This is a genomic window from Gemmatimonadales bacterium (assembly GCA_019637315.1).
Classification (GTDB): Bacteria; Gemmatimonadota; Gemmatimonadetes; order Gemmatimonadales; family GWC2-71-9; genus SHZU01.
In genome coordinates this window covers 183,841-207,220 of record JAHBVU010000002.1, presented here as the reverse complement: position 1 = coordinate 207,220, position 23,380 = coordinate 183,841, and the positions used below count along the sequence as shown (strand labels likewise).

Below are 23,380 nucleotides of genomic sequence, written 5' to 3'. Positions count from 1 at the left end.
CCCGCAAGTAACAGGTCGTGCGGGAGGTCGGGGCGTGGGGCGGGCCTGATGCCCGCCCCATCCGGCCCTCCGCTATTTGCTGACGCGATCCAAGGCCGTACCGGCAAACGACTTGGCGCTGGTATCCGAGCTCTGAATCACCGAGCCAGGCAGCACACCGAAGAGCAAGACCAGGACCACGCCAACGGCGACCGTCCAGCGAACCGGGGCCGGCAGCCTGACATGATCGTGCTGATCGGTCGTGACCGGCGACTTCATGTAGATCGCCCGCACCACCGGAAGGTAATAGCCGACCGACACGATACTGGTGAGCACCAGAATGACGGCCAGGAAATACTGATGTTCCGCCACCACGGCTGACAGAATTGCCCACTTCCCGATAAAGCCGAAGGTACCGGGAAAACCGAGCAGAGAGAACATCGCCACGCTGAGCGCAAAAGCGACCCCCGGCCGCTGCGCCGCCAGACCGGCAATCGAGTCAAGCGTGACTTCGCGCTCGCCCCCGCGGCCCAGCACGCTCAGGATCCCGAAGGTGACGAGGCTGGTGATGACATACGCCGCAAGATAGAGCAACGTGGCGCTTGCACCAGCCTGGCTGCCGGTCCAGATCGCGGCAAGGATGTAGCCCGCATGTGCAATGGAGCTGTAGGCGAGCATGCGCTTGAGTGACCGCTGCGCCAGCGCCACCAGGTTGCCCAGGATCATCGACGCGGCCGCCAGCCCGCCAACCAGCGGCTGCCAGCTGTCGATTTCGGTGCCGAAGCCGACCATCAGGAGGCGAACCAACGCAATGAAGGCCGCGGCCTTGACCGCAGTGGCCATATAGGCGGTGACCGGCGTGGGCGCCCCGTCATAGACGTCCGGGGCCCACATGTGGAAGGGAACCGAGGCGACTTTGAAGCCCATCCCGACCAGGGCCAGCGCGATGCCAATCGCAGCAAGCGGCGTTACACCGTGTGTGGCGATACTGGCCCCGATGGCGGTCAAGGCCGTCGATCCGGTCGCCCCGTAGATCAGGGCGATGCCGTACAAAAGGAAGGCCGATGCGATGGCTCCGACGAGGAAGTACTTGAGGCCGGACTCTGCGGAGACCACGCTGCGCCGATTGAATGCCGCCAGGACATACACCGGAATCGACATCACCTCGAGCCCGAGGAAGAAGACGATCAGGTCCTCGGCGCCGGCCAGGAACATCATCCCTGCCGTTGCCATCAGCAGGAGGGCATAGTACTCCGGCGCGATCAGCGACTCGCGCTCGTTGTAGTCGAGCGAGAGCAGAATGGTCCCGGCGCTGGCCACGAGAATGATGGCCAGAGCGGCAAAGCGATACCCATCCAGCGCAATCATATGGGGCGGACCGATCGGGGTCGCTCCCGACTGCCAGAGCGCCGCCAGGGCCGCTAGGGCCGCCACGATCCCGGTCAGGGAGATCCAGCCTGCCAATCGCGAGTCGGCAGCCGTCTGATGCCGCCAGGCGTTGACGAGCAGCACGACCAGGCTTGCAGCAATGACGACGAGTTCCGGCAACAGCGCCAGCATCACACCGGCGGGCGTCGCGAGGTCGAGGCCGTTCATCGGTTTACGCTCCCAACGGTAATCGGCTGCGCGCCGTCGATCGGGGCACCGCCCTTGGCGCGCATAATGTACTGCTTCGCCGCGGGTTCCATCCGGTCGAGCACGGGCTTCGGATAGAGGCCCATCCAGATAATGCCGAGGATGAGGGGTGCGAGAACCAGCAGTTCGCGCCGATCGAGATCCCGAATCGATTGATTGGCCGGCTTGTCGAGCGGATTGAAGATCATCCGCTGCAGCGCCCACAACAGATACGCCGCAGCGAAAATGACGCCCGTCGTGGCCAGACCTGTGGCGATCGGAAACGCCTTGAACGAGCCGACCAGAACGAGGAACTCGCCAACGAAGCCGTTGAGTCCAGGCAGTCCGATCGACGCCAGCGCAACCAGGGTCAGCAGGATACTGAAGACTGGCACCACCTTGGCAATGCCGCCGTAGTCGCTGATTTCCCGCGTGTGCCTGCGCTCGTACAGCATGCCGATCAGGAAGAAGAGCGCGCCTGTCGAGAAACCATGACCGATCATGACCATCAAGGCGCCCTGGACGCCCTGCACCGACGCAGCCCAGATCCCGAGCATGACGAAGCCGAGATGACTGACTGAGGAGTAGGCCACCAGTTTCTTGATGTCGGGTTGGACCATGGCGACGAGCGCGCCGTAGATGATCCCTATGACCGCAAGCGTGACGACCGTCGAAGTCACGAAGTCACTGAAGGCCACGCTCGGGAAGAACGGAATCGCAAAGCGCAGGAATCCGTAGGTTCCCATCTTGAGCAGGACGCTGGCCAGAATGACCGACCCGGCGGTTGGCGCCTCGACGTGCGCATCAGGCAGCCAGGTGTGAAACGGGAAGATCGGCACCTTGATGGCAAACGCCAGGAAGAACGCCAGGAACAACAGCGGCGCCGCCCGGGTCATGGCCGCCCCGGTCGAGTACTGCAGGAGATGGAAGTATGAGAACGAGACGGTGCCACTCGAGACGGCCGCGATCCGGACCATCACGATGATCGCCACCAGCATGAGCAGCGAGCCCGCCATGGTGTAGATGAAAAACTTGAGGGTGGCGTAGAGCCGGTTCTTGCCGCCCCAGATCCCGATCAGGAAGTACATCGGGATCAGCATGACTTCCCAGAACACATAGAACAGGAACATGTCGGTGGCGACGAACACACCGATCATTCCCGTGGTGAGGATCAGCAGCAGCGCGTAATACGCGGGCTCGCGCTGGGTGATGTAGTTGTAGCTGCCCAGCACACAGAGCGGCATCAGGAGGGTGCTCAACAGCACCATCATGAGGGAGATGCCGTCGATCCCGACGGCGTAGGAAATCCCCCACTGTGGAATCCACGACACGGTGGACACGAGTTCCATGGTTCCGGTGCTGGTGTCGACGGACCACCAGAGGCCGAGCGACAGCACCAGTTCCACGACCGTGACCAGCAACGCGAGCCGCTTGGCCAGTGCCGGAGTGCTCAGGAAGACGGGAATCGCGGCCAGCGCCGGAACCAGCAGCAGCGCGTGCAGGATCCAGGTGTTGTACCCGATCGAGTCGAGAAAGTTTTCCATGGCGCGGCCTTACCGGTTCACGGCGTGGAGGAGCCAGACGGCGCCGACCACAAATACAAGGACGTAGAAGCCGAGCTGGCCGGTCTGCAGCCGACTGCCCAGCCAGCCGATCCCGCGGGCCAACCCGCCGGAACCATTGACACCCAGGCCGTCGATGACGCCCTGATCGAAGAACTTCCAGAGCAGATACCGTGAGCCGCCCACGAGAGGCCGAACGATGAGCGCCTGGTAGATCTCGTCGACGTAATACTTGTTGAAGAGGACCTTGGCAAAGCCGACTTCTTCCGGGGCCTCTTTCGCCACCGGAATCGGCTTCGCAAGCGTCGTCCGATAGCCCGCGTAGAGTCCGGCCGCCGCGATCACGATGGCCAAACCGATCAGGATGTACTCGACCGCGCCATGCGGATGCTGCGCCTGCATGAACACGGTGGCGGGCGCCAGGACCGGCTCGAGCCAGCTCTCGAGCACGTGGTGCGGACCCGTCGGCCAGAAGGCCGGCAGGTTGAGCACACCGCCGATGACCGCCAGGATCGCCAGCACGACCAGGGGACCGGTCATGACCCCCGGCGCCTCGTGCAGATGCTCACGCTCCTTCGCGCCAGTGCGGTTGTCGCCCAGGAACGTCATCGCGACAAGCCGCATCATGTAGAACGCTGTGAGCAGTGCCGCCAGCGCACCCATGGCCCAGAACACATAGTAGATCGGATTCTCGGCCGCGCGACCGAAGGCAGTCGCGAGGATCTCGTCCTTGGAGAAGAAGCCTGAGAAGGGCGGAACGCCGGCAATCGCCAGCGTTGCCAGCAGCATCAGGATGAAGGTGGCCGGCATGTACTTCTTGAGACCGCCCATGTTCCGCATGTCCTGCGCATCATCGTGACTGTGGGTCGCATGATACGCATGGTGCATGGCGTAGATCACGCTGCCCGATCCGAGGAAGAGAAGCGCCTTGAAGAATGCGTGGGTCACCAGATGGAACACGCCGGCCGTATACGCGGCCGACCCGACTCCCATGAACATGTAGCCCAGCTGGGAGACCGTCGAATAGGCCAGGACTTTCTTGATGTCGTACTGCCGCAACGCAATCGACGCCGCAAAGAGGGCGGTCAGCGCACCGACACCAGCCACCACGGTGCTCGACAACGGAGCCATCGCGAACAGAACACTGGTCCGGGCAATCAGGTACACACCGGCCGTGACCATCGTGGCCGCATGGATCAGCGCGGAGACCGGGGTCGGACCCGCCATGGCGTCCGGCAGCCAGGTAAAGAGCGGAATCTGCGCCGACTTGCCGGTGCAGCCCAGGAACAGAAAGAGCGTAATCGCAGTGACCACGCCGCCGCCGACCAGCAGGCCACCCGGCGCCCGCTCGGCGATTTCGCGGAACTCCAGGGTACCCAGCGACCAGAAAATCAGGAACATCGCAATCAGAACGCCCAGGTCGCCAATCCGGTTGACGATGAACGCCTTCTTGCCCGCGTCTGCGTTGGCCTTGTCCTGGTACCAGAAGCCGATCAGCAGGTAGGAACAGAGGCCGACGCCCTCCCAGCCGATAAACAGCACCGGCAGACTCGACCCCAGCACCAGCACCAGCATGAACACGACGAACAGATTGAGGTACGCGAAGAACTTGGCGTACCCGGGATCCGACGACATGTAGCCGACGCTGAAGATGTGGATCAGACTGCCGACGCCCGTGATGACCAGCAGCATCACGAGTGAGAGCTGGTCGACCTGCAGAGAGAGGCCAAGATCGAGGGCGCCGGTTGCGATCCAGGTCCACAGCGTCACGATCACCGGGCCTTGAGCCGGCTGTCCGGCGTAGCCGACGAACACTGATGCCGCGACGGCAAACGCCGCCAGCAGCACACCGGGGCCGACGAGCGTGACCAGCCGCTTCGCGTCAGGCTTGACCAGGGCGAGCGTGCCATTCACCAGGAACCCGGCGAACGGAAGCGCGATGGTCAGCCAAATCCAGGAGGGATTCATCAGCCTTGCAGCAGGTTCATGGTCTTGAGGTCAACCGACCGGGTATGCCGGAAGATCGCGAGAATAATGGCCAGTCCAACAGCCGCCTCGGCAGCCGCGACCGTCATGACGAAGAAGACCATGACCTGACCGGTAAAGCCGTGCGCGTTCGACAGCGCCACAAACGAGAGATTCACCGCGTTGAGCATCAGCTCGACGCACATGAACAGCACGATCGCATTGCGGCGGATCATGACTCCCACGACACCAATCGTGAAGAGGATCGCCGAGAGGATGAGTGAGTGTTCCAGGAGCATCAGAGCTTCCGTTTCGCGAGCACGACCGCTCCCACCGCCGCGGCCAGCAACAGCACGGACGTGAGCTCGAACGGCACGAGATAGGTTCGGAACATCGGCGAAGCCACCGCCGCAACCGCATTGGTGAACGACTCAACCGCATGGACCTCAGCCGCGCCCGGCAGTGCGGCGGCCGGCCCTGACGCGCCGGGAACGGTGCCGAGAGCGGCAGCGAGGCTGGCAGCGGAGGTGCCCCGCACCGCAACGAGCGCAGCAATCAACACAACCCCGAGCAGCGCGGCCACGCCGACGATCGGCCCCTTCTTGAGATCCGACTCCTCGCCACGCCCGAGGTTGAGCAGCATGATCACGAACAGAAAGAGCACCATGATGGCGCCGGCATACACCAGGACTTGCATTGCCGCGATGAACTGCGCGTTGAGCAGGACGTAGATCCCGGCCAGCGCAAACATCGTGGAGACGAGCCATAGCGCCGCCGGCACCGGACTCTTCCTGGTAATACACAGGAGCGCCGAGGAGACGGCGAGAACGGCCAGCGTGTAGAAGACGAATTGGACCATTACTGCCCCCGCGGATCAGCGGGATCCCAAAGCGACGACACCGGATGCGTCTGCGATGTCAGCCGCTCGAGATCATAGACGAACCGGTCCCGGCTGTACTCGGCATTCTCGTAATGAACCCCGACGTGAATCGCCTCTTCGGGACAGACTTCCTGGCAGTAGCCGCAGAAAACGCAGCGGAACTCGTCGATCTCGTAGATCAGCGGGTAGCGGTTGCCCTCTTCGTCCTCGCCGGGCACCAGCTTGATGCAGTTGGCCGGGCAGATCTGCGGACAGAGGCCGCAAGCCACGCATTTGGACCGCCCTTGCTCGTCCGCCAGCATCCGGTGCGTACCCCGCCACCGCGGAGAGAGCGTGTAGCTGCCGCGCTCATCTGCCGTACTCCGCTCTTCCGGGTACTGCATGGTGACTTTCGTGCGGAACATGCTCTTGAAGGTCAATGCCAGCCCCTTGAGCGTCGCGCGGACGTAGCTCGTCTCACGCTCCGGGCGCTTCATGACCTTGACGCCAATCGCCATATGCTCAGCCCCTCGCCGTGCCGATGGAACGGCGGAACGATCCCGACACCAGCGTACCACGGTCGAGAATGAAGAAGATCACGTAACACGCGACCACGTTGACACCCAGGAAGACGAGCGACTTGACCAGCGGGCTGGTAATCCCGGCCACACTTTCGACGCCCCAGATCAGCAAAGCGACGGCAATGATGTATACCAGCGCGAGCGGGATCATGAACTTCCAGCCGAGCGACATCAGCTGATCATAGCGGAATCGCGGCAGCGTCCACCGGATCCACATGAAGAAGAACACAAAGAAGGTCGTCTTGAGGAACATCATTGCGGCCGTCGCCACCGTTGCGGCCACCGATCCGCCCTGATCCCAGCTTGTAAACGGGATATCCCAGCCGCCGAAGAACAGCGTTGCCATCATCGCCGACATCGTCAGGATGTTGGCATACTCGGCGATGAAGAACATCGAGAACTTCATCGCAGAATACTCGGTGTGATACCCGGCAATCAGCTCGGACTCCGCTTCGGGCATGTCGAACGGCAGCCGGTTCGTCTCGGCAAACGCCGCGACCATGAAGACGAAGAAGGCGACGGTGAGCTGGAGCGCAAACCAGGAAAACGGCCCGGACTGCTGGGAACTGATGACCTGGGAGAAGGTCGGGTTGCCGGCCACGAGCAGCACCGGCACCAGGCTCAACCCGAGTGCCACCTCGTAGGAAATCATTTGGGCCGTGGCCCGGAGGCCGCCCAGCATGCTGTACTTGCTGTTCGATGCCCACCCCGCCAACACGATGCCGTAGACACCCAGCGACCCGATCGCAAAGACGAACAGGAAGCCGATCGGGAGATCGATCACCGACAGCGGCATCAAGCCGTGGTACGAAACAGCACCGATCAACGGGAGCTGCCAATCGAAGTCGACCTGAATCGGCGCACCCCACGGAATGACCGACCCGAGCAGCAGCGCGGGAATGAAGGCCATGGCCGGCGCGAGGATAAAGAGAAAGCGATTGGCCTCCTCCGGATAGGTCTCTTCCTTGACGATGTTTTTCAGGCCATCGGCCGCAGGCTGCAGCAAACCGGCCCAGCCGACCCGGTTGGGCCCGCGCCGATTCTGCATCCACGAGCAGACCTTGCGCTCCATCCAGGTCATCATCGCCACGCCGACCATTGTGACCGTGAAGACCACGAGCATCTTGAGGGACGACAGGATCAGCAGCCCCTTGGTTTCGGGCATCATCGTGCAGCCTCCGCCGTCCGGCCGACGACTCGGCCGACAAAGCCGAGATCCTGATAGGTGAGGTCATCGAAGGTAGTCACGGCCTGCGTCAGCTCGGCAAAGGCATCGGCGGCCGTGGCGGGCAGCGAACCGCCGTCCAGCTCGGCCGCGGCGCTCGCGCCGATCCACCAGGTCGGCCGCGCCATGCCCGGAGCACCCTTGGCCTGGAAATACCGCTGCACCCGCTGATCCCGATTGACGTAAGTGCCGTTCTCTTCAACCATGGTGGTCGTCGGCAAGACGAGACTGGCCCGCTCGAGACGGTCGTCGTCGACCGTGCCGATCAGCACGACGGCCCGAGCACCGGCCACGACGGCCAGTTCCTGCTCATCGAGTTCCGCATCGAGCACGAGCACCAGATCGGCTCGCTGCGCAGATGCCACTCCGGCGGCCCACGCTGTCGTGTACCCCAGCAACTGGGCGCCGTTGAGATTGGGAACCCGTTCGGCGCGGAGCGACAGGTCGGGCACGCCGGCGAGCGGCGCTTCCGGGCCCGTCGGCACTTTGACCACTGCCGTCACATCGGCCCGGCGGACCAGCCGCGCCACGGTGCCGAGCGCCTCGGTGGAGGCCCGTCCCGACGCGAGCACGGTAATCGATTTGGCATCCCGAACCAGCCCGGCCAGCCGCGCGATCGCCCCGTCCCAATCGATTGGGGCCAACCGGGCCCCGTCGCGCACCAAGGGAACCTCGATCCGATCGCCGCGGTTCATCCAGCGGTAGTCGAGGCGTCCCGTATCGCACATGAAATGGCGATTGACCTCGAGGTTGGGCCGTGGCCGCAAGCGCACCACCACTTCGTCCCGGGTGTCGACCATGATGTTGCAACCCTGAGTACACCCCGGGCAAATGCTCGCCGTCTTGTCGAGATCCCAGGCCCGGGCTTTGTGCAGGAAGTCCTTCGAAATCAGCGAGCCGACCGGACAGAGGTCGACCACGTTACCCGACCAGGGATGACTCAAGACATGGTCGGGGTCGATCCCGATGAAGGCGCGATCGCCCCGCTCCGAGACGTTGAGCACCGGATCATCGGCGACATTCTCCATGAAACGGACGCAACGGGTGCAGAGGATGCAGCGGTTCGGCACATACAGCACATCGGGGCCGAAATCCTCGACCGGATTGAACCGCTTGGCGTAATCGGCGTAGCGGGTACCCGGCCGTCCTTCCTGGAAGACGTAGTTCTGGAGCTCGCATTCGCCGGCCTGATCGCAGATCGGGCAATCGAGCGGATGATTGATCAGCAGAAACTCGAGCACCGCCTCGCGCGCCTTTTTGGCCGCGGCGCTGTTGACGTGAATTACGTTGCCGTCGGCCACCGTGGTAACACATGCCGGCAGCAGCTTGGGGGCCTTCTCGACCTCGACCAGGCACATGCGGCACACCGCCGGCGAGGGCAGCGACGGATGGTAGCAGTAGTGCGGGACCAGCACGCCCGCCTGCTTGGCAGCTTCGATGATCGAGGTGCCTTTCGGCACGGACACCGACACACCGTCGATCGTGACGTTGACGAGTTCGCTCATACGCCCGCCAGGGCCGGCGCCTTGGCCCGACTCAGGTACGCTTCAAATTCTTCAGGGAACTTCTTGATGCCACTGACGATCGGCGCCGCGCACGAGTCGCTCAGCACGCAGATCGTCTTGCCCGTCATCTGGTCCGACAGGTCGAGCAGCAGGTCGAGATCGGCTGGTTTGCCCTCGCCCTTGAGGATTCGCTCCAGAATCTTGGTCGTCCAGGCCGTGCCCTCACGGCACTGGGTGCACTGCGCACACGACTCGTGCGCATAGAACTTGGCAAGTCGGTAGATCTCATAGACGAGATCGGCCGAATCGTCCATCACGATGAAACCGGCCGAACCGAGCATCGACCCCTGCTCGATGATTCCCTCATAATCGCAGAGGGCGGCTTCGGCTTCGGTGGCCGTCATGATCGGGACCGACGAACCGCCGGGAATGACAGCCTTGAGCCGGCGTCCCGGCCGCATGCCCCCGGCCAGATCGTGAATCAGATCCTTCATCGGGAAGCCCATGGTGATCTCGAAATTGCCAGGCTTCATGACGTGCCCGCAAACCGAGAACAGCTTGGTGCCGGTGCTCTTCGGATTGCTGAGGCACAGCCCCTTGTACCAGGCAGCGCCGCGATTCAGAATATGGCTCACCGCCGTCAGGGTCTCGACGTTATTGATCGTCGTCGGCATTCCGAAGAGGCCCGATTGGGCGGGAAACGGTGGCTTGATCCGCGGATTGCCGCGTCGCCCCTCGATCGAGTTCATCATCGCGGTCTCTTCACCGCAGATATACGCGCCCGCTCCGCGATGCAGCACGATGTCGATCCGCTTACCGGAGCCGAAGACGTTTTCACCGAGCGCGCCTTTCGCATAGGCTTCGGCAACGGCGGCCCTCATGATGTGCCACGGCTCGGTGAACTCGCCCCGGATGTAGATGTAGCAGCGCTCCGCACCAATCGCGTACGCCCCGATGGCGCACCCTTCGATCAGCTGGTGCGGAGTCCACCGCATGATCTCCCGGTCTTTGAAGGTGCCGGGTTCGGACTCGTCGGCGTTGCACACCAGGTAGTGGGGCTTGCCGTCGCCCTTCGGCATGAAGCTCCACTTGAGTCCGGTCGGAAACCCGGCCCCGCCTCGACCGCGCAGCCCCGAGGCTTTGACCTCCTCGATGATCGCGTCGGGCGTCATGCCGAGCGCTTTCTTGAGCGCCTGATAACCGCCCCGCTTGATCCAGCCGTCGTAGGTCCGTGCCTCGGCGTCGCCGAAGTACTCGGACAGCACGACCGTTTCCTTGGGGTGCGGACGATGCGGAAAACCCATTAGGAATACCTCGCCAGCAGGCCGGGGACCTGCTCCGGCGTGACGCTGTCGTGGAAGTCGTCGTCGATCAGAACCGGCGTCGCAAAACCGCAGGCGCCCAGGCATTCGACCTCGACGACCGTGAAGCGGCCGTCGGGACTGGTCGCTCCGACTTCACCGCAGCCCGTTTCGCGAACGATGGCCTCGAGCACCTGGTCGGACCCGCAGAGATGGCACGGCGAGGTACCGCAGACCTGGATGAAGTGTCGACCGACCGGATGCAGGTGATACATCGTGTAGAAGGTCGCCACACCGCGAATGTACGCGGGCGACAGCTCGAGTACGGCGCCAATCTCGTCGATGGCGTCCGGCGAAATCCACCCTCGCCGCTCCTGCACGATCCAGAGCGCCGGCAGCAGGCAAGCCCGCTTGGTGGGATACTTCGGGAAGAGGGCCTGGAGTTCAGCCAGCGCCTCTCCAACGAAAACCGGCTCATACGGTTGCTCCGCATGAGCATGTCCGTGTCCATGCCCCGACGCCACACCACCCAACTGGTGCAGCACCGGCCGAGAACCGGGAGCGCTCATCGGTCGATCTCTCCCATCACGATATCGACACTCGCGTTGATGGCAATGACGTCCGCCAGGAGCGACCCTTCGCAGAGCCGCGGCAGACAGGCCAGGTTGATGAACGACGGCGGCCGGATTCGCCAGCGCACCGGCTTGGCGGTTCCGTCCGAGACGAAGTAGTACCCCAGCTCGCCCTTCGGGTTCTCGATGCCCATGTAGCACTCGCCCGGAGGCGCGGCAACCCCTTCCATCACCTGCTTGAAGTGATGGATCATGGCTTCCATGTCGCTCATGGCGGCCGACTTGGGCGGCAGAATGACCCGATGGTCCTCCGCGTTGAGGGGCGCCCCCTTGAGGCGAGCGAGCTTGTCGAGCGCCTGCGAGAGAATCCGGGTCGACTGATACATCTCTTCGAGCCGAAGCATGTACCGATCGTAGATATCACCGTGCTCACCGACCGGTACGTCGAAATCGTAGTCCTCATACCCGAGGTACGGGCGATCTTTGCGGACATCGTACGCAACGCCGCTGGCCCGGAGCATCGGGCCGGAGAGGGAGTAGTTGATCGCCTCTTCGGCCCCGATCACGCCGACGCCCTGGGTCCGACCGCACCAGATCGAGTTGCGGCTGAACACCGCATCGACCTCGTCGAGCGTCTTCGGGAAGGTGTCGCAGAACTGCCGGAGCCCGGCTTCCCAGCCCTCGGGCACATCGGCCATCATGCCACCGACACGGGTCAGACTGGTCGTCAGCCGTGCACCGGTCCAGGCCTCCTGCAGGTTGTAAATCCGCTCGCGCTGGTAGAAGAGCCACAGGAAGGGCGTGAAAGCGCCCAGGTCGATGCCGGTGGTTCCCAGCCAGACGATATGGGAGATGATTCGGCTCATCTCGCACGCGATCACACGGAGCACCTGACACCGCTCCGTGATCTGAATCCCCATCAGTTTCTCGGCCGCCAGCGCGAGGCAGACATTGTTCGCCATCGGCGACAAGTAGTCGGTCCGATCGGTCAGTGGGATGATCTGGTTGTAATGGCGGTACTCACCGAGCTTCTCGAAGCCGGAATGGAGATAGCCGACATGCGGAATACACCGGATCACCGTTTCGCCGTCGAGCTCGAGCACCAGGCGCAAGACGCCGTGCGTGGCCGGATGCTGCGGCCCGATGTTGACCAGCATGTGCTCGGCGCCGAGGTCATCGCCGGAAGGCTGTCGTGAGACACCGAGCGGCAGCTGGGTCGGGCGGCCCTGCGGGTCGATGCTGGGAGTCGAAAGGGCGACTTCGAGCGTACGCGTCGTCATCGGACTTCCCCCCGCTTCCCGGCCGCGAGCCGGCGCTTCATATCATCCGGCAGTTCGTCGAAGGCGTCGACGATCGAAAGTTCTTCCAGCGAATAGTGCGCTTCCGGGTTGGCCGCCAGCGCCTGCCGAGTCTGCTCCGCCCTGGTGAAGTTCCCGCGGAGCGGAAAGTCTTTGCGCAGCGGGTGCCCCTCGGCGTAGGTATCCCACATCAGGATCCGACGAAGGTCGGGATGACCCTCGAAGCGGATGCCGAACATGTCGTACACTTCGCGCTCGAGCCAGTTGCAGCCCTTCCAGAGGTCCCAGACCGACGGCACCGTCAGCGCGCCGTCCTTGTCGAGCGGAACCTTGACCCGGAGATCCAGCTTGCGACCCAGCGAGCGGAGCTGATACACCAGTTCGAGCGGATGCTCGGGATCGCGGTAATCGACCGCGGTGATGTCGGTCAGATAGTTGAAATCCTGCCCCGGCGTCTCTTTGAGCCAGGCCAGCACCGCGTGCAATCGAGACGCATCGACGCCTACGATGGTATCACCGCAGCTCACGGTATCGTACAGAATGGCCGAGCCGAACTCGGCACGCAGCGCGTCGATCGTGGACGCGAGGGTTTGGGCAGCCGTCATGCGGAGCGGGTTTGGTGGACCGAGTTGCCGAACGGCTCCGAGACCTCGTCGATCTTGGCCGGCGGGATATAGAAGCCCTTGTCGTTGACCAGGAACTCCTGCCGCAGCGAGGGATCTTTCATCGCCTCGCCCATGATCTTTTTCTGGAGCAGCATGATTCCGTAAAGCAGCCCTTCAGGACGGGGCGGGCAACCCGGAACATAGACGTCGACCGGAATGATCGTATCGATCCCCTGCACCATCGAATAGGTATCGAAGATACCGCCGCTCGACGCGCAGGCACCCATCGAAATCGACCACTTGGGCTGAGGCATCTGATCCCAAACCCGCCGAATGATCGGGGCGAGCTTGAACGGCAAGCGCCCCGCACAGATCAGCACGTCGGCCTGGCGCGGCGAGAAACTCTGCCGCTCCATACCGAAGCGCGCCAGATCGAACCGCCCGGCCGCCGTCGCCATGAACTCGATGGCACAACAGGCCGTGCCGAACGGCATCGGCCACAACGAATTCGACCGGGCCCAGTTGACCAGAAAATCAAGCCGGGTCGCGACGTAATTCGGGGATTCGCCCGGCAGCTCCGTGCTGTCGTGACCAGCGGGAAGTGTCAATCCCATTGCAAGGCACCTCGCTTCCACACGTACACATAGCCGACACCGAGAATCCCGACGAAGATGAGAATCTCGATCAGCAGCAGCCCTGTGATGTCCTTGAACTGGCTGAACGCCACAGCCCAGGGAATCAGGAACACGGCCTCGATGTCGAAGATGATGAACAGCATCGCGACCAGATAGAACTTGACCGAGAACCGCTCGCGCGTGTCGCCCAAGGCCGGAATGCCGGACTCATACGGCGCCACCTTCACGGCGGTTCGACGGTACGTCGAGAAGATGTGCGACACTCCGAGCATCATGATCGCGTTTGCTGCCACGAAGGCGATCAAAATGAGGAGGGGAGAATACGACCGAAGCATAGGCGTCCGAGCTAGATGGTCTTCTCGATGCGATCACGCGGCCGGAAAACATCGTGAAAAGATTCACGATGTAGCCTGGGAATCTAACCGGGCGGCCGGACGACTTCAACCCGAACTCGGGGCTTATAACTCATGATACAGAGCGGATTTACACGATCAATTCCGACTGAACTTCTAGTCTTTCCCGAGGAAGCCCTTCACCCGGTTCCCGGCGCGGATCCCGGGCCCCCGAAGCGCGCACGATCAGGACGGGTCGCGAGACCATCGCTCATCGCTATATTCCCCCCCTCGGCGACTGCGATCAGCGAAACCTGCAGGGCGCCCAATCCCCCTTTTAACACGGAATCGCTACGGATGTCCATCAAGTCAGACCGGTGGATTCGCCGGATGGCCGCCGAGTACCACATGATCGAGCCTTTCGTCGAGAACCAGGTCCGCCAGGTCGACGCGCAGGGTCGGAAGGTCATCTCCTACGGCGTCTCGTCCTACGGCTACGACATGCGGGTCGCCCCGGAGTTCAAGATCTTCACCAACGTGTTGTCGGCCATCGTCGACCCCAAAGAGTTCGACTCGCGAAGCTTCGTCGAGTTCGAGGGTGACGTCTGCATCGTCCCGCCCAACAGCTTTGCGCTGGCCCGGTCGGTAGAGTACTTCCGGATTCCCCGAAACGTACTGACCATTTGTGTCGGCAAGTCGACCTATGCCCGCTGCGGAATCATTACGAACGTGACCCCGTTCGAGCCGGAATGGGAAGGGCACGTGACCCTCGAAATCTCCAACACTACCCCCTTGCCCGCCCGGGTCTATGCCAACGAAGGCATCTGCCAGGTGCTCTTCTTCGAGGCGGACGAGGACGATATCTGCGAAACCAGCTATCGAGACAAAGCCGGGAAATACCAGGGACAGAAGGGCGTCACCCTACCCCGACTCTGAGCGAGTACCCGGCCATGAGCTACCAGTACGTCGATCCTGCAATGCCACGAGCCCTCGTCTCGTGGCACAGCCCCGCGCTGGGCATCGAGATGCCACTGGTTTCGTACGGCAACCGTGGCCAGCCCGTGCTGCTCTTTCCGACCGCGGCCGCCGATTACCTCGAGTGCGAGCGGTTCTTTCTCATCAAGTCCGTCGAGCCGGCCATCATGGCTGGACGAATCCGGGTGATCTCGATCGAGAGCATCAATCGGTATGCCTGGATGGATCGCGCCCTGCCGGTCAAGGAACAGGCTCGACGGCAGGCGCTCTACTCCCGGTATGTCGAGGACGAAGTGGTTCCCTGGATTCGGCACGCGGCCGGCGATCCCGGGGTTCGACTGATTGCCTCGGGAGCGAGCTTCGGCGCGTTCCACGCGGCAAACGCGGTCTTTCGTCGGCCCGATCTGTTTTCCGGCCTGATTGCGATGAGCGGATTCTACGACCTGGCACCCGACTACCTGCGCGGCTATTCAGACGACAACTGCTACTTCAACAATCCGTCCTGGTTTCTGACCGACCTCGGTGGTGAGAGCTTGGGCCGGCTGCAAACGGATTGCCGTATCGTGCTCGTTACCGGTCAAGGTGCCTACGAGGCGCCGGACTGCTCCCGCCGATTTTCCGCCCTGCTGCATCAGAAGGGGATTCCGCACACCCTCGACCTCTGGGGCCATGACGTCGATCACGACTGGCCCTGGTGGCGCAAGATGCTGCCCCACTACCTGAGCTGAGAGTCCTCAAACCCGCTGCAACGGTCGGCTCACGGACGCCGTCCGCCAGTTTCCGAGTTCACTCTCCATGATCCGGCTGGCGCGAAGAGCCGCGATACGCAGCGATCGGCTGTCCGTTGCGACGGCAGCATCCATCGCCCGCTCGACTTCGCCTAATCGAATCGCGATGTCGGCTGACCGAAGCGCCGCGGCGGACAAGTCCGATTGACCGACCCAGCCGTGTAAGGCCGCCGCCCGGGCCGGAAAGAACACCGAGAGAACCGCCAGGACGGCGGCGAGGGCCAGCTCGCGCGAAGCCAGGGCTTCCGCACTCCCTCCGAGCCCGCCTGCCAGCCAGTGCGGAGCCCCGACGACGTGAAGCAGTGCAACGACGGCTGCCGCTCCGAACAGCCAGTCCGTCCGAACATGTACCGCGTGCGAGACGCGGCGATACCGAGCAGCGAGCCGTGCGTGATAGGCCCGTTGTGCCGGGATTTCTTCGCTGCGGAGGAAACGCCTGCATGCCTCCGCGTGCGCCGCGGAGTACTGCCCGAAGCCTAAGCCGAGGTCCCGAACCAGCGCCCGGTAGAGCCACCCGGTCCAGCAGGCACGCGGGTCGCCGGGCGCGAGCTCGACCGGCAGACGCGCCGCCGATGAGGTTGCCCCGATCGGCCACAGGAAAGCGAGGTGACGAACTTGCTCAGCAAGCAGGCGATAGTCGATCCATTTCTCGTGAAACCGGCGCCGCTTGCCCCAGAAGGTAAGGCCAAGGATGCCCAGAATGACGCCCAACTCGAGCCAGGCAAAGACGAGGGCCAGCGGCGAGTGTGCGCCATGAGCAATCAGCCCAGCCACTGCGGCAACGGCGGCAACCCACGCCAAGCTGAATATCACAGTATAGGCCGAGCGGTACCGATCGGCGTAGTACTGGCCGAGCAAATCGAGGCGGCCGTGCAGGGGCGCGAGTCGCTCCACCACGCGGGACACCAGCTCGGATGGGGCCAGCTGGCCGCCGAAACGTGCGTACCAGGCACTCCGTGCCGCTGCGGTATAATCGGCTGGCAACTGCGGGCGCCCCCAGAAACGAATCACCCGGAACCATAGGGGCATCGTCGGCTTGAATGCGGCCGCCGCCCGGCTCTGCAACTGCTCGAAATGCTCGACGAACAGTTGAAACGCTTTTCCGAGATATCCGCGGACCGGCCGCTCCGCCCAAAACGCCTCGCGTGCCTCGGCGTCTGCCTGGCCGCTCAGTCCCGACTGGTCGGGTGCCTTGATGAGACGATCGATCCGAGCCCAGAGGCCTTGAAGCCCGAGGGAAACCCCCTCGTCCGGCTGACTGCCCTCCTCGAGCCAGACCCGCTCCGGCCGGCTCGGATCGATCCGAACGATGGGGATTTCCTCGCGGCGTGCCTCGGCGAGCAGATTGGCCGTCCCCCCCGGTCCGCGCCCGCCTTGCCCGTTCCAGATCACGATGAGGATGTCGCTCTGAGAGAGCACGGCGTGACCGAGCGGCTCGTAGGCGTCGTACCGACCCGGCGCACCGTCCGTTTCGATCACTGCCGTCGCCAGACCGAGCAACTCGTCAAACTCAGTATCCGCCCCAGGTCGAGACCAGGAAGGCGCCGTCCAGCTGCCGTCAAAGTCCTTGCGGTACTCCTCGCGGGCATACGGTAGAACGGCTGTCAGCTGGTACCCTTGCCGCAGCCCGCTTCTCGCCACGATCCGATCGGCTCCTTCGGCCAGCCCGGACACGACAGACAGGCGTGCCGCGGCGCCAACCTGGTAGCCGTTGCGCGGGTCCTCGGCAAGAGCCCGAAGGTACGAAGCAAGCGATGCCAGGACGGGCTGCACGGCATTGACGAGCCCAGCTTCGAGCGATCCTGCGGCAGCCAGACCGGCCACCCCGGCGGCCGGCCCGGCCGGCTGCAGCCGGTCCCACCGATGCCCGATGACGCCGATCCGGAAAGCCAGAACCGGACGGCCTGGAGGGGCTGATGGCATATCGAGTACGCCTCCCGAGAGTGCCCAGAGAATTGGAGGCTCCCGGACCGAGCCGTCAAGACCCACCCCTCTCGACGCTCGAATGCGGCGGCGGTATTGTAGGAGACCTCACTATGTCACACGCGGTCTTCGTTTCGTATTCCAGCCACGATCAGGCAACGGCTGCTCAAGTCGTCGCCGAGCTCGAGGCGGCTGGGATCCGATGCTGGATTGCCCCGCGCGACATCAAGGCGGGCGACGTCTGGGCTCACGCCATCGTCGACGCGATTGCCGCTGCGCGCGTCTTCGTTCTGGTATTCTCAGCCCACGCCAACCGGTCGGGGCATGTGCTCAATGAACTCGACGCCGCCGTCCGCCGTGGTGCCACCGTCATCCCGGTTCGGATCGAGAACGTGATGCCCGATCGCGCCATGGAGTATCATCTCCAAAGCCGCCACTGGCTCGACGTCCTGGAACCGAATCGCCCGCAGGGGTTGGCCAACCTCAAGCAGGCCATCTCGACCGTTCTGGGCGACGGGAGCCGTCGGGTCGACGAGCTGACCAGAATTGGACCGCTGCCCCCTCCTCCCCAGCCCCCCCCGCGATCGGTACGGCGGAGTCGGCTTCCCTTGCTGGCGGCACTTGGTGTTGCGTTGCTTGCGATGGCCGGGTTCGGGTTCTGGCGCCTGGCCGCGGCGCGGGCCGGTCCGGTCTTCACACCGTTCGATTTCCGCGCGAGCACGGCGGGGTCGGAATTCCGCACCACGATTCGTCCGACCCGGCTTCGCTTCTTCGAAGGTCCGCAGCAAACGCCCGTGTTCAATCAGCGACGGTACGGACTGCGCTTCACCGCTGCCCAGACTCGCTACATCTATACCGAGGTGACGCTCGAGCTCGATCCGCCCGGTCGACCGATCTATGTCCCCCTCGCCTGCACCATTTACGGACCGACGGCCGACAACATCGAAGCCACCTTTACGCTCGGAAACCGGATCGCTGGTGACGCCTCGAGCTGGTACAACAGCTACGGCTGGGGTCGCGACCCGGCTGGCGCCTGGAAACCGGGATCATACCGGGCGGAGTGCCTCTACGGCCAAAAGGTCGTCGCACGCGCCGGCTTCGAGGTCTTGGAATAGCTCGAGTCAGGGGGTAAGGCGGTAGATCAGCAGCGCGGGGTCAGGCGGGTTCTTCGCCGCAAAAAGGTAGAGCTGGCCGCCGATCCGGGCGAGCGAACCGGTATGGAGACCCGCCGCGACAGACACGCTGGCTTGGAGGGCCGGCTTGGACGGATCGGCGAGATCGTAGACCTGAAAGCCCGCGCCTGGCAATCGCTCGGTTGTCACGACTAGTGTCCGTCCATCGTCACTCACTTCGAGATCACTGACCGTCCGGACATCCGCAACGCGAACCGAGTCGACCAGCACGGGCGCGCCTGCTCCGGCAACGCGCCAGACATTGATGACGTCGCCGAAGCCGGTACCATTCCGGGCCGTTCCGCCCCAGGTCCCGGTATAGGCGTACTGGCCTCGAACCCAGAGATCCGACCCCCAACGATTGGGCAGGTTTCGCCCACCGCCCTGCGGCTGGAGCGTCACCGGATCGAGTCGCCAGAAGCCATCAACCATGTCGTTGACCCAGAGCGACCCGTTAGCGAGCATCACCCCCCATACGTAGCTGCCGAAGGCAGCACCACTCGGCGTTCGGGCAATGATTCGGCTGGTGAGATCGCCTGCCAGCGTTCCTGAGACATCGATGGCAACGACACCCGCGTTGTACCAGGCGGCGTAGAGCACCTGACGAGCTTCGTCCATCCAGAAGTTGTGCACCCCGGCACCCGGAATGCGCAGCGAAGCCACCTCTCGCGGCTGGGCAAGGTCGGCAACGTCAATGACGTAGAGATCGCCCGAAGCAGAAGAGAAGAGCGTTCCGGGCCCTTCCTGTCCGACGAAGACATAGCGCTTCTCCCCGGACACGGGGTTGTGGAACCACCAGGCATTGTGAACCGCCGGACCGCCGGGAACACCGTTGCCGCTGGGCACGATTCGGCTGATCTCGACCGGGCTGGATGGCGATCCGCCACGCCGACCATCGCCGACGTCGAAGATGATGAGGCCGGTGTTCCACGCCGAGACGAAGGCCAGACCGTCGCGCACGAAAGTGTCGTGAATGCCGTACTCGGGAGGAATCGGAACCGTCGCGACCAGTTCCGGATTGCGGGAAATACCAGGATCAGGATCCGGATCGGTAGGCGAACGAGCGCATCCCACGGGGGCCGCTGCGATCGCCAGGAGGGTGACGATCGCCAGCGGGCGGCTCGGCACGGCGCCTATGCGCCGTCGCTGCCGTTCCGCGCGTCGTTGCGGGCCAACGCCGACCCTTTGACGAAGTCCGCGTTCATCCGGGCAATCGCCCATACCCCGATCTCCTTCGGGCAGGCGGCTTCGCATTCACCATAGTTGCTGCAGCCACCGAACTCTTCGATATCCATCTGCGTGACCATTGCAAGGGTCCGCCGATACCGCTCCGGCTGCCCCTGCGGCAGCAGCCCGAGATGGCTGACCTTGGCGCCGACGAACAGCATCGCACTGGCGTTGGGACAGGCCGCCACGCACGCTCCGCAGCCGATGCACTGAGCCACGTCCATCGCTCGATCGGCCGCCTCTTTCGAGATCGGCACCGAGTTGGCGTCCGGTGCGTTGCCGGTCGCGACGCTGACATAGCCGCCCGCCTGAATGATCCGATCGAGCGCCGAGCGGTCGACCGCGAGGTCCCGCACGATCGGGAAGCCGCGCGCACGGAACGGCTCGACCGTGACCGTGTCACCGTCGGAGAAGGACCGCATATGGAGCTGGCAGGTGGTGGTCGCTTTGTGCGGACCATGCGGCACCCCGTCGATCACCATGCTGCACATACCGCAGATACCTTCGCGGCAATCGTGATCGAACGCAATCGGATCACGCCCCTCCTCGATCAGCCCTTCGTTGACGACGTCCATCATCTCGAGAAACGACATGTCGGGACTGACATCGTTGGCGATATGGGTCTCGAATCGGCCCCCGCTGTTCGGGCCTTCCTGGCGCCAGACTTTCAGAGTAATTCGCATCGGCTACTTGTAGCTGCGGGTTGCAAGCTTGACGTTTTCGAACTCGAGCGGCTCCCGATGCAGCGCTGGAGCCTGGTTGTCGCCCCGATACTCCCAGGCGGCAACGTAGCAGAAGTTCTCATCGTCCCGCTCGGCCTCGCCGTCGGGGGTCTGATGTTCGGTTCGGAAATGGCCGCCGCACGACTCCTCCCGGTGGTGAGCATCGCGGCACATCAGCTCCGCAAACTCCAGGAAATCAGCCACCCGGCCGGCCTTTTCGAGCGCCTGATTGAACTCCTCGCCCCGCCCGGTGACCCGAACCGAACGCCAGAACTCCTCGCGGAGCCGGGGAATCTCCGCCAGCGCATGCTGCAGGCTTCCGGCGGAGCGTGCCATCCCGCAGTCCTCCCACATGATCCGGCCGAGTTCGCGGTGAAATGAGTCGACCGTGCGGTTGCCGTTGACGTCGAGCAACCGACTGATTCGCGCCGCAGCATCCCGCTCCGCAGCCCGCGCCTCGGCGCCATCCGCGCGCCAGGATCCGGGTTTGACCCCCGCGAGGTAGTTGCCGATGGTGTACGGGATGATGAAGTAGCCATCGGCGAGTCCCTGCATCAGCGCGCTGGCACCGAGGCGATTCGCCCCGTGATCCGAGAAGTTGGCCTCGCCCAGAACGAAGAGTCCGGGCACGCTGCTCATCAGGTTGTAGTCGACCCACAACCCGCCCATGGTGTAGTGAACAGCCGGGTAGATTCGCATCGGGACCCGATACGGATTCTCACCGGTGATCCGTTCATACATGTCGAACAGGTTGCCGTAGCGCTCGCGAATCTTGTCTTCACCGAGTCGACGAATCGCATCGGCAAAGTCGAGGTAGACACCGAGTCCGGTCTCTCCGACACCGCGGCCCTCGTCACAGACTTCCTTGGCCGCGCGCGACGCGATGTCCCGGGGGCAGAGGTTCCCGTAGCTCGGATACTTGCGCTCGAGGTAGTAGTCGCGCTCGGACTCCGGGATGTCGCTGGCCGCCCGCTTGTCGCCGTGGGCCTTGGGAACCCAGACCCGACCGTCGTTACGAAGCGACTCACTCATCAGGGTGAGCTTCGACTGATAGTCGCCGCTCATCGGAATGCAGGTCGGGTGGATCTGGGTATAGCACGGATTGCCGAACGCTGCGCCACGCTTGTAGGCCCGGAAACTGGCCGTGACGTTGGAGCCCTTCGCGTTGGTCGAGAGATAGAACACGTTGCCATACCCGCCGGTGGCGAGCACCACGGCGTCGGCAAAGACCGACTCGACGTTGCCCGTCACCAGATTGCGGGTCACGATTCCGACGGCCCGGCCGTCCTCGACGATCAGGTCGAGCATTTCGGTCCGGTCGTGCATGGTGACCGTACCGGCCGCAACCTGACGCTCGAGCGCACTGTACGCACCGAGCAGGAGCTGCTGGCCGGTCTGCCCGCGGGCGTAGAAGGTCCGGGAAACCTGCGCACCACCAAACGACCGATTGGCAAGCAAGCCACCGTACTCGCGGGCAAATGGCACGCCTTGCGCCACACACTGATCGATGATGTCGACACTGACCTGGGCCAGACGGTAGACATTGGCCTCGCGGGCCCGGAAGTCGCCGCCCTTGACCGTGTCGTAGAACAGCCGGTAGATGCTGTCACCGTCGTTCTGGTAGTTCTTGGCTGCGTTGATCCCGCCCTGCGCCGCGATGCTGTGAGCCCGCCGCGGCGAGTCCTGAATGCAGAAGCAGCGAACCCGATAGCCCAGCTCGCCAAGCGAGGCGGCGGCCGCCCCGCCCGCGAGGCCGGAGCCGACGACGATGATCGAGTATTTCCGTTTGTTGGCCGGGTTGACCAGCTTGAGGTCGAACTTGTGCCGATCCCATTTCTGCTCGATCGGCCCGCTCGGGATCCGTGCGTTCAATTCCATGTCAGTTACCGAACCATCCCGAAGACGATCGCCAGCGGCACCGCCGCAAACCCAACGGGAACCACAACCGACAGCAGCCAGGCGAGCTTCCGCCGAGTCGGATTCAGATTGGGGTGGTTGGCTCCCACGGTCTGGAAGAGGCTCCAGATGCCGTGATGGAGGTGAAAGGCCAGCGCAAGCATGGCGACCACATAAAACACCGCAACCCAGACAATGGAGAAGCTGCGTACCACGTTCTGGTACACGTCGCCGCGCACGAATTGCGCAGCAAGAACATCTCCAGTGGTGAGGTGAAGAATATGAAAGACGATGAAGACGACGAGCAGCACGCCACCGATGCGCATCCCGCGTGCCGACCAGGTCGAGGCCTGGGCTTTGAGCCCGGCATACCGCTCCGGACGCGCCGCTCGAGCCAGCCGCGAGAGCGTGTAGGCTGCGTGAATGTGGAAGATTGCGGCTACCAGCAGGATGACCCGCACGGTCCAGACCAACGGCAGGTTGCTCTGGAGCATGTGGGCGTAGTCGTTCATGGCCTGCTGGCCCCGGAAGACCAGCAGGTTACCGACCATGTGAACGACGATGTACCCGACCAGGATGATCCCGGTTACCGCCATGACGATCTTGCGGCCGATCGTCGAAGCGTAGAATCGAAGCAGCCAGTT

At 63.6% G+C, this 23,380-nt stretch carries 22 protein-coding genes; 3 read left to right on the top strand and 19 right to left on the bottom strand.

Annotation, left to right across the window (positions count from 1 at the left end):
• Positions 1-72 precede the first annotated feature (72 nt).
• From KF785_02870 to KF785_02805, 14 genes are read right to left on the bottom strand one after another with little or no spacing between them, the layout of a single operon-like run.
• On the bottom strand, positions 73-1,575 hold the full coding sequence (locus KF785_02870; protein ID MBX3145688.1) for an NADH-quinone oxidoreductase subunit N: 1,503 nt from the start codon (positions 1,573-1,575) through the stop codon (positions 73-75).
• Positions 1,572-3,137, bottom strand: a complete 1,566-nt coding sequence (locus KF785_02865; protein ID MBX3145687.1) for an NADH-quinone oxidoreductase subunit M — start codon at positions 3,135-3,137, stop codon at positions 1,572-1,574. The genes KF785_02870 and KF785_02865 overlap by 4 nt, the downstream gene beginning before the upstream one ends.
• A gap of 9 nt (positions 3,138-3,146) precedes the next feature.
• Positions 3,147-5,123, bottom strand: coding sequence for an NADH-quinone oxidoreductase subunit L (gene nuoL / locus KF785_02860; GenBank protein MBX3145686.1), 1,977 nt, complete (start codon positions 5,121-5,123; stop codon positions 3,147-3,149).
• The gene (gene nuoK / locus KF785_02855) at positions 5,123-5,419 is read right to left on the bottom strand and encodes an NADH-quinone oxidoreductase subunit NuoK (GenBank protein MBX3145685.1); all 297 of its coding nucleotides are present in this window, start codon (positions 5,417-5,419) and stop codon (positions 5,123-5,125) included. The genes nuoL and nuoK overlap by 1 nt, the downstream gene beginning before the upstream one ends.
• Positions 5,419-5,979 carry an NADH-quinone oxidoreductase subunit J gene (locus KF785_02850; GenBank protein MBX3145684.1) on the bottom strand — a complete coding sequence of 187 codons (561 nt, stop codon included), beginning with the start codon at positions 5,977-5,979 and terminating at the stop codon, positions 5,419-5,421. The genes nuoK and KF785_02850 overlap by 1 nt, the downstream gene beginning before the upstream one ends.
• Entirely contained in the window at positions 5,979-6,476 is a 498-nt protein-coding gene (locus KF785_02845) for an NADH-quinone oxidoreductase subunit I (protein ID MBX3145683.1), read from the bottom strand. The genes KF785_02850 and KF785_02845 overlap by 1 nt, the downstream gene beginning before the upstream one ends.
• A gap of 25 nt (positions 6,477-6,501) precedes the next feature.
• On the bottom strand, positions 6,502-7,725 hold the full coding sequence (gene nuoH, locus KF785_02840; protein ID MBX3145682.1) for an NADH-quinone oxidoreductase subunit NuoH: 1,224 nt from the start codon (positions 7,723-7,725) through the stop codon (positions 6,502-6,504).
• Positions 7,725-9,290 carry a (2Fe-2S)-binding protein gene (locus tag KF785_02835; GenBank protein ID MBX3145681.1) on the bottom strand — a complete coding sequence of 522 codons (1,566 nt, stop codon included), beginning with the start codon at positions 9,288-9,290 and terminating at the stop codon, positions 7,725-7,727. Before KF785_02835 ends, nuoH begins: the two co-directional genes overlap by 1 nt.
• The gene (nuoF, locus tag KF785_02830) at positions 9,287-10,594 is read right to left on the bottom strand and encodes an NADH-quinone oxidoreductase subunit NuoF (GenBank protein ID MBX3145680.1); all 1,308 of its coding nucleotides are present in this window, start codon (positions 10,592-10,594) and stop codon (positions 9,287-9,289) included. Before nuoF ends, KF785_02835 begins: the two co-directional genes overlap by 4 nt.
• Complete coding sequence (locus tag KF785_02825; GenBank protein ID MBX3145679.1) at positions 10,594-11,160, bottom strand: NAD(P)H-dependent oxidoreductase subunit E; 567 nt, start codon at positions 11,158-11,160, stop codon at positions 10,594-10,596. Before KF785_02825 ends, nuoF begins: the two co-directional genes overlap by 1 nt.
• On the bottom strand, positions 11,157-12,443 hold the full coding sequence (gene nuoD / locus KF785_02820) for an NADH dehydrogenase (quinone) subunit D (protein MBX3145678.1): 1,287 nt from the start codon (positions 12,441-12,443) through the stop codon (positions 11,157-11,159). The genes KF785_02825 and nuoD overlap by 4 nt, the downstream gene beginning before the upstream one ends.
• Positions 12,440-13,066: an NADH-quinone oxidoreductase subunit C gene (locus tag KF785_02815; protein MBX3145677.1), complete on the bottom strand. Its 627-nt coding sequence runs from the start codon at positions 13,064-13,066 to the stop codon at positions 12,440-12,442. The genes nuoD and KF785_02815 overlap by 4 nt, the downstream gene beginning before the upstream one ends.
• Positions 13,063-13,680 (bottom strand): NADH-quinone oxidoreductase subunit NuoB, encoded by a 618-nt coding sequence (nuoB, locus tag KF785_02810; protein ID MBX3145676.1) that lies wholly within the window; start codon positions 13,678-13,680, stop codon positions 13,063-13,065. Before nuoB ends, KF785_02815 begins: the two co-directional genes overlap by 4 nt.
• Complete coding sequence (locus KF785_02805; GenBank protein MBX3145675.1) at positions 13,671-14,036, bottom strand: NADH-quinone oxidoreductase subunit A; 366 nt, start codon at positions 14,034-14,036, stop codon at positions 13,671-13,673. Before KF785_02805 ends, nuoB begins: the two co-directional genes overlap by 10 nt.
• A 354-nt stretch (positions 14,037-14,390) precedes the next feature.
• Between KF785_02805 and KF785_02800 the strand changes: the two genes are divergently transcribed.
• Positions 14,391-14,969: a dCTP deaminase gene (locus KF785_02800; protein MBX3145674.1), complete on the top strand. Its 579-nt coding sequence runs from the start codon at positions 14,391-14,393 to the stop codon at positions 14,967-14,969.
• 14 nt (positions 14,970-14,983) lie between these two features.
• Entirely contained in the window at positions 14,984-15,736 is a 753-nt protein-coding gene (locus tag KF785_02795; protein MBX3145673.1) for a hypothetical protein, read from the top strand.
• A gap of 6 nt (positions 15,737-15,742) precedes the next feature.
• Here KF785_02795 and KF785_02790 read toward each other — a convergent pair whose 3' ends face one another.
• A complete protein-coding gene (locus KF785_02790) occupies positions 15,743-17,719 on the bottom strand; it encodes a hypothetical protein (GenBank protein MBX3145672.1) in 1,977 nt (658 codons plus the stop codon).
• A 113-nt stretch (positions 17,720-17,832) separates the two neighbouring features.
• Here KF785_02790 and KF785_02785 point away from each other — a divergent pair, with 113 nt between their 5' ends.
• On the top strand, positions 17,833-18,834 hold the full coding sequence (locus tag KF785_02785; protein ID MBX3145671.1) for a toll/interleukin-1 receptor domain-containing protein: 1,002 nt from the start codon (positions 17,833-17,835) through the stop codon (positions 18,832-18,834).
• A gap of 6 nt (positions 18,835-18,840) precedes the next feature.
• Here the strand turns inward: KF785_02785 and KF785_02780 are convergent, their stop codons facing one another.
• The 4 genes from KF785_02780 to KF785_02765 are packed head-to-tail and all read right to left on the bottom strand — an operon-like array spanning position 18,841 to position 23,332.
• Complete coding sequence (locus tag KF785_02780; protein MBX3145670.1) at positions 18,841-20,019, bottom strand: hypothetical protein; 1,179 nt, start codon at positions 20,017-20,019, stop codon at positions 18,841-18,843.
• Between the two features lie 5 nt (positions 20,020-20,024).
• Positions 20,025-20,801 (bottom strand): succinate dehydrogenase/fumarate reductase iron-sulfur subunit, encoded by a 777-nt coding sequence (locus KF785_02775; GenBank protein ID MBX3145669.1) that lies wholly within the window; start codon positions 20,799-20,801, stop codon positions 20,025-20,027.
• Positions 20,802-20,804: 3 nt separating this feature from the next.
• The gene (locus KF785_02770) at positions 20,805-22,718 is read right to left on the bottom strand and encodes a fumarate reductase/succinate dehydrogenase flavoprotein subunit (protein MBX3145668.1); all 1,914 of its coding nucleotides are present in this window, start codon (positions 22,716-22,718) and stop codon (positions 20,805-20,807) included.
• 5 nt (positions 22,719-22,723) lie between these two features.
• Positions 22,724-23,332, bottom strand: coding sequence for a succinate dehydrogenase cytochrome b subunit (locus KF785_02765; GenBank protein ID MBX3145667.1), 609 nt, complete (start codon positions 23,330-23,332; stop codon positions 22,724-22,726).
• Positions 23,333-23,380: the final 48 nt, after the last annotated feature.

Coding starts and splice junctions, on each gene's coding strand:
- KF785_02870 (MBX3145688.1), bottom strand. CDS start 1,575: ATGAACGGCCTCGACCTCGCGACGCCCGCCGGTGTGATGCTGGCGCTG.
- KF785_02865 (MBX3145687.1), bottom strand. CDS start 3,137: ATGGAAAACTTTCTCGACTCGATCGGGTACAACACCTGGATCCTGCAC.
- nuoL (MBX3145686.1), bottom strand. CDS start 5,123: ATGAATCCCTCCTGGATTTGGCTGACCATCGCGCTTCCGTTCGCCGGG.
- nuoK (MBX3145685.1), bottom strand. CDS start 5,419: ATGCTCCTGGAACACTCACTCATCCTCTCGGCGATCCTCTTCACGATT.
- KF785_02850 (MBX3145684.1), bottom strand. CDS start 5,979: ATGGTCCAATTCGTCTTCTACACGCTGGCCGTTCTCGCCGTCTCCTCG.
- KF785_02845 (MBX3145683.1), bottom strand. CDS start 6,476: ATGAAGCGCCCGGAGCGTGAGACGAGCTACGTCCGCGCGACGCTCAAG.
- nuoH (MBX3145682.1), bottom strand. CDS start 7,725: ATGCCCGAAACCAAGGGGCTGCTGATCCTGTCGTCCCTCAAGATGCTC.
- KF785_02835 (MBX3145681.1), bottom strand. CDS start 9,290: ATGAGCGAACTCGTCAACGTCACGATCGACGGTGTGTCGGTGTCCGTG.
- nuoF (MBX3145680.1), bottom strand. CDS start 10,594: ATGGGTTTTCCGCATCGTCCGCACCCCAAGGAAACGGTCGTGCTGTCC.
- KF785_02825 (MBX3145679.1), bottom strand. CDS start 11,160: ATGAGCGCTCCCGGTTCTCGGCCGGTGCTGCACCAGTTGGGTGGTGTG.
- nuoD (MBX3145678.1), bottom strand. CDS start 12,443: ATGACGACGCGTACGCTCGAAGTCGCCCTTTCGACTCCCAGCATCGAC.
- KF785_02815 (MBX3145677.1), bottom strand. CDS start 13,066: ATGACGGCTGCCCAAACCCTCGCGTCCACGATCGACGCGCTGCGTGCC.
- nuoB (MBX3145676.1), bottom strand. CDS start 13,680: ATGGGATTGACACTTCCCGCTGGTCACGACAGCACGGAGCTGCCGGGC.
- KF785_02805 (MBX3145675.1), bottom strand. CDS start 14,036: ATGCTTCGGTCGTATTCTCCCCTCCTCATTTTGATCGCCTTCGTGGCA.
- KF785_02800 (MBX3145674.1), top strand. CDS start 14,391: ATGTCCATCAAGTCAGACCGGTGGATTCGCCGGATGGCCGCCGAGTAC.
- KF785_02795 (MBX3145673.1), top strand. CDS start 14,984: ATGAGCTACCAGTACGTCGATCCTGCAATGCCACGAGCCCTCGTCTCG.
- KF785_02790 (MBX3145672.1), bottom strand. CDS start 17,719: ATGCCATCAGCCCCTCCAGGCCGTCCGGTTCTGGCTTTCCGGATCGGC.
- KF785_02785 (MBX3145671.1), top strand. CDS start 17,833: ATGTCACACGCGGTCTTCGTTTCGTATTCCAGCCACGATCAGGCAACG.
- KF785_02775 (MBX3145669.1), bottom strand. CDS start 20,801: ATGCGAATTACTCTGAAAGTCTGGCGCCAGGAAGGCCCGAACAGCGGG.
- KF785_02770 (MBX3145668.1), bottom strand. CDS start 22,718: ATGGAATTGAACGCACGGATCCCGAGCGGGCCGATCGAGCAGAAATGG.
- KF785_02765 (MBX3145667.1), bottom strand. CDS start 23,332: ATGGCGGTAACCGGGATCATCCTGGTCGGGTACATCGTCGTTCACATG.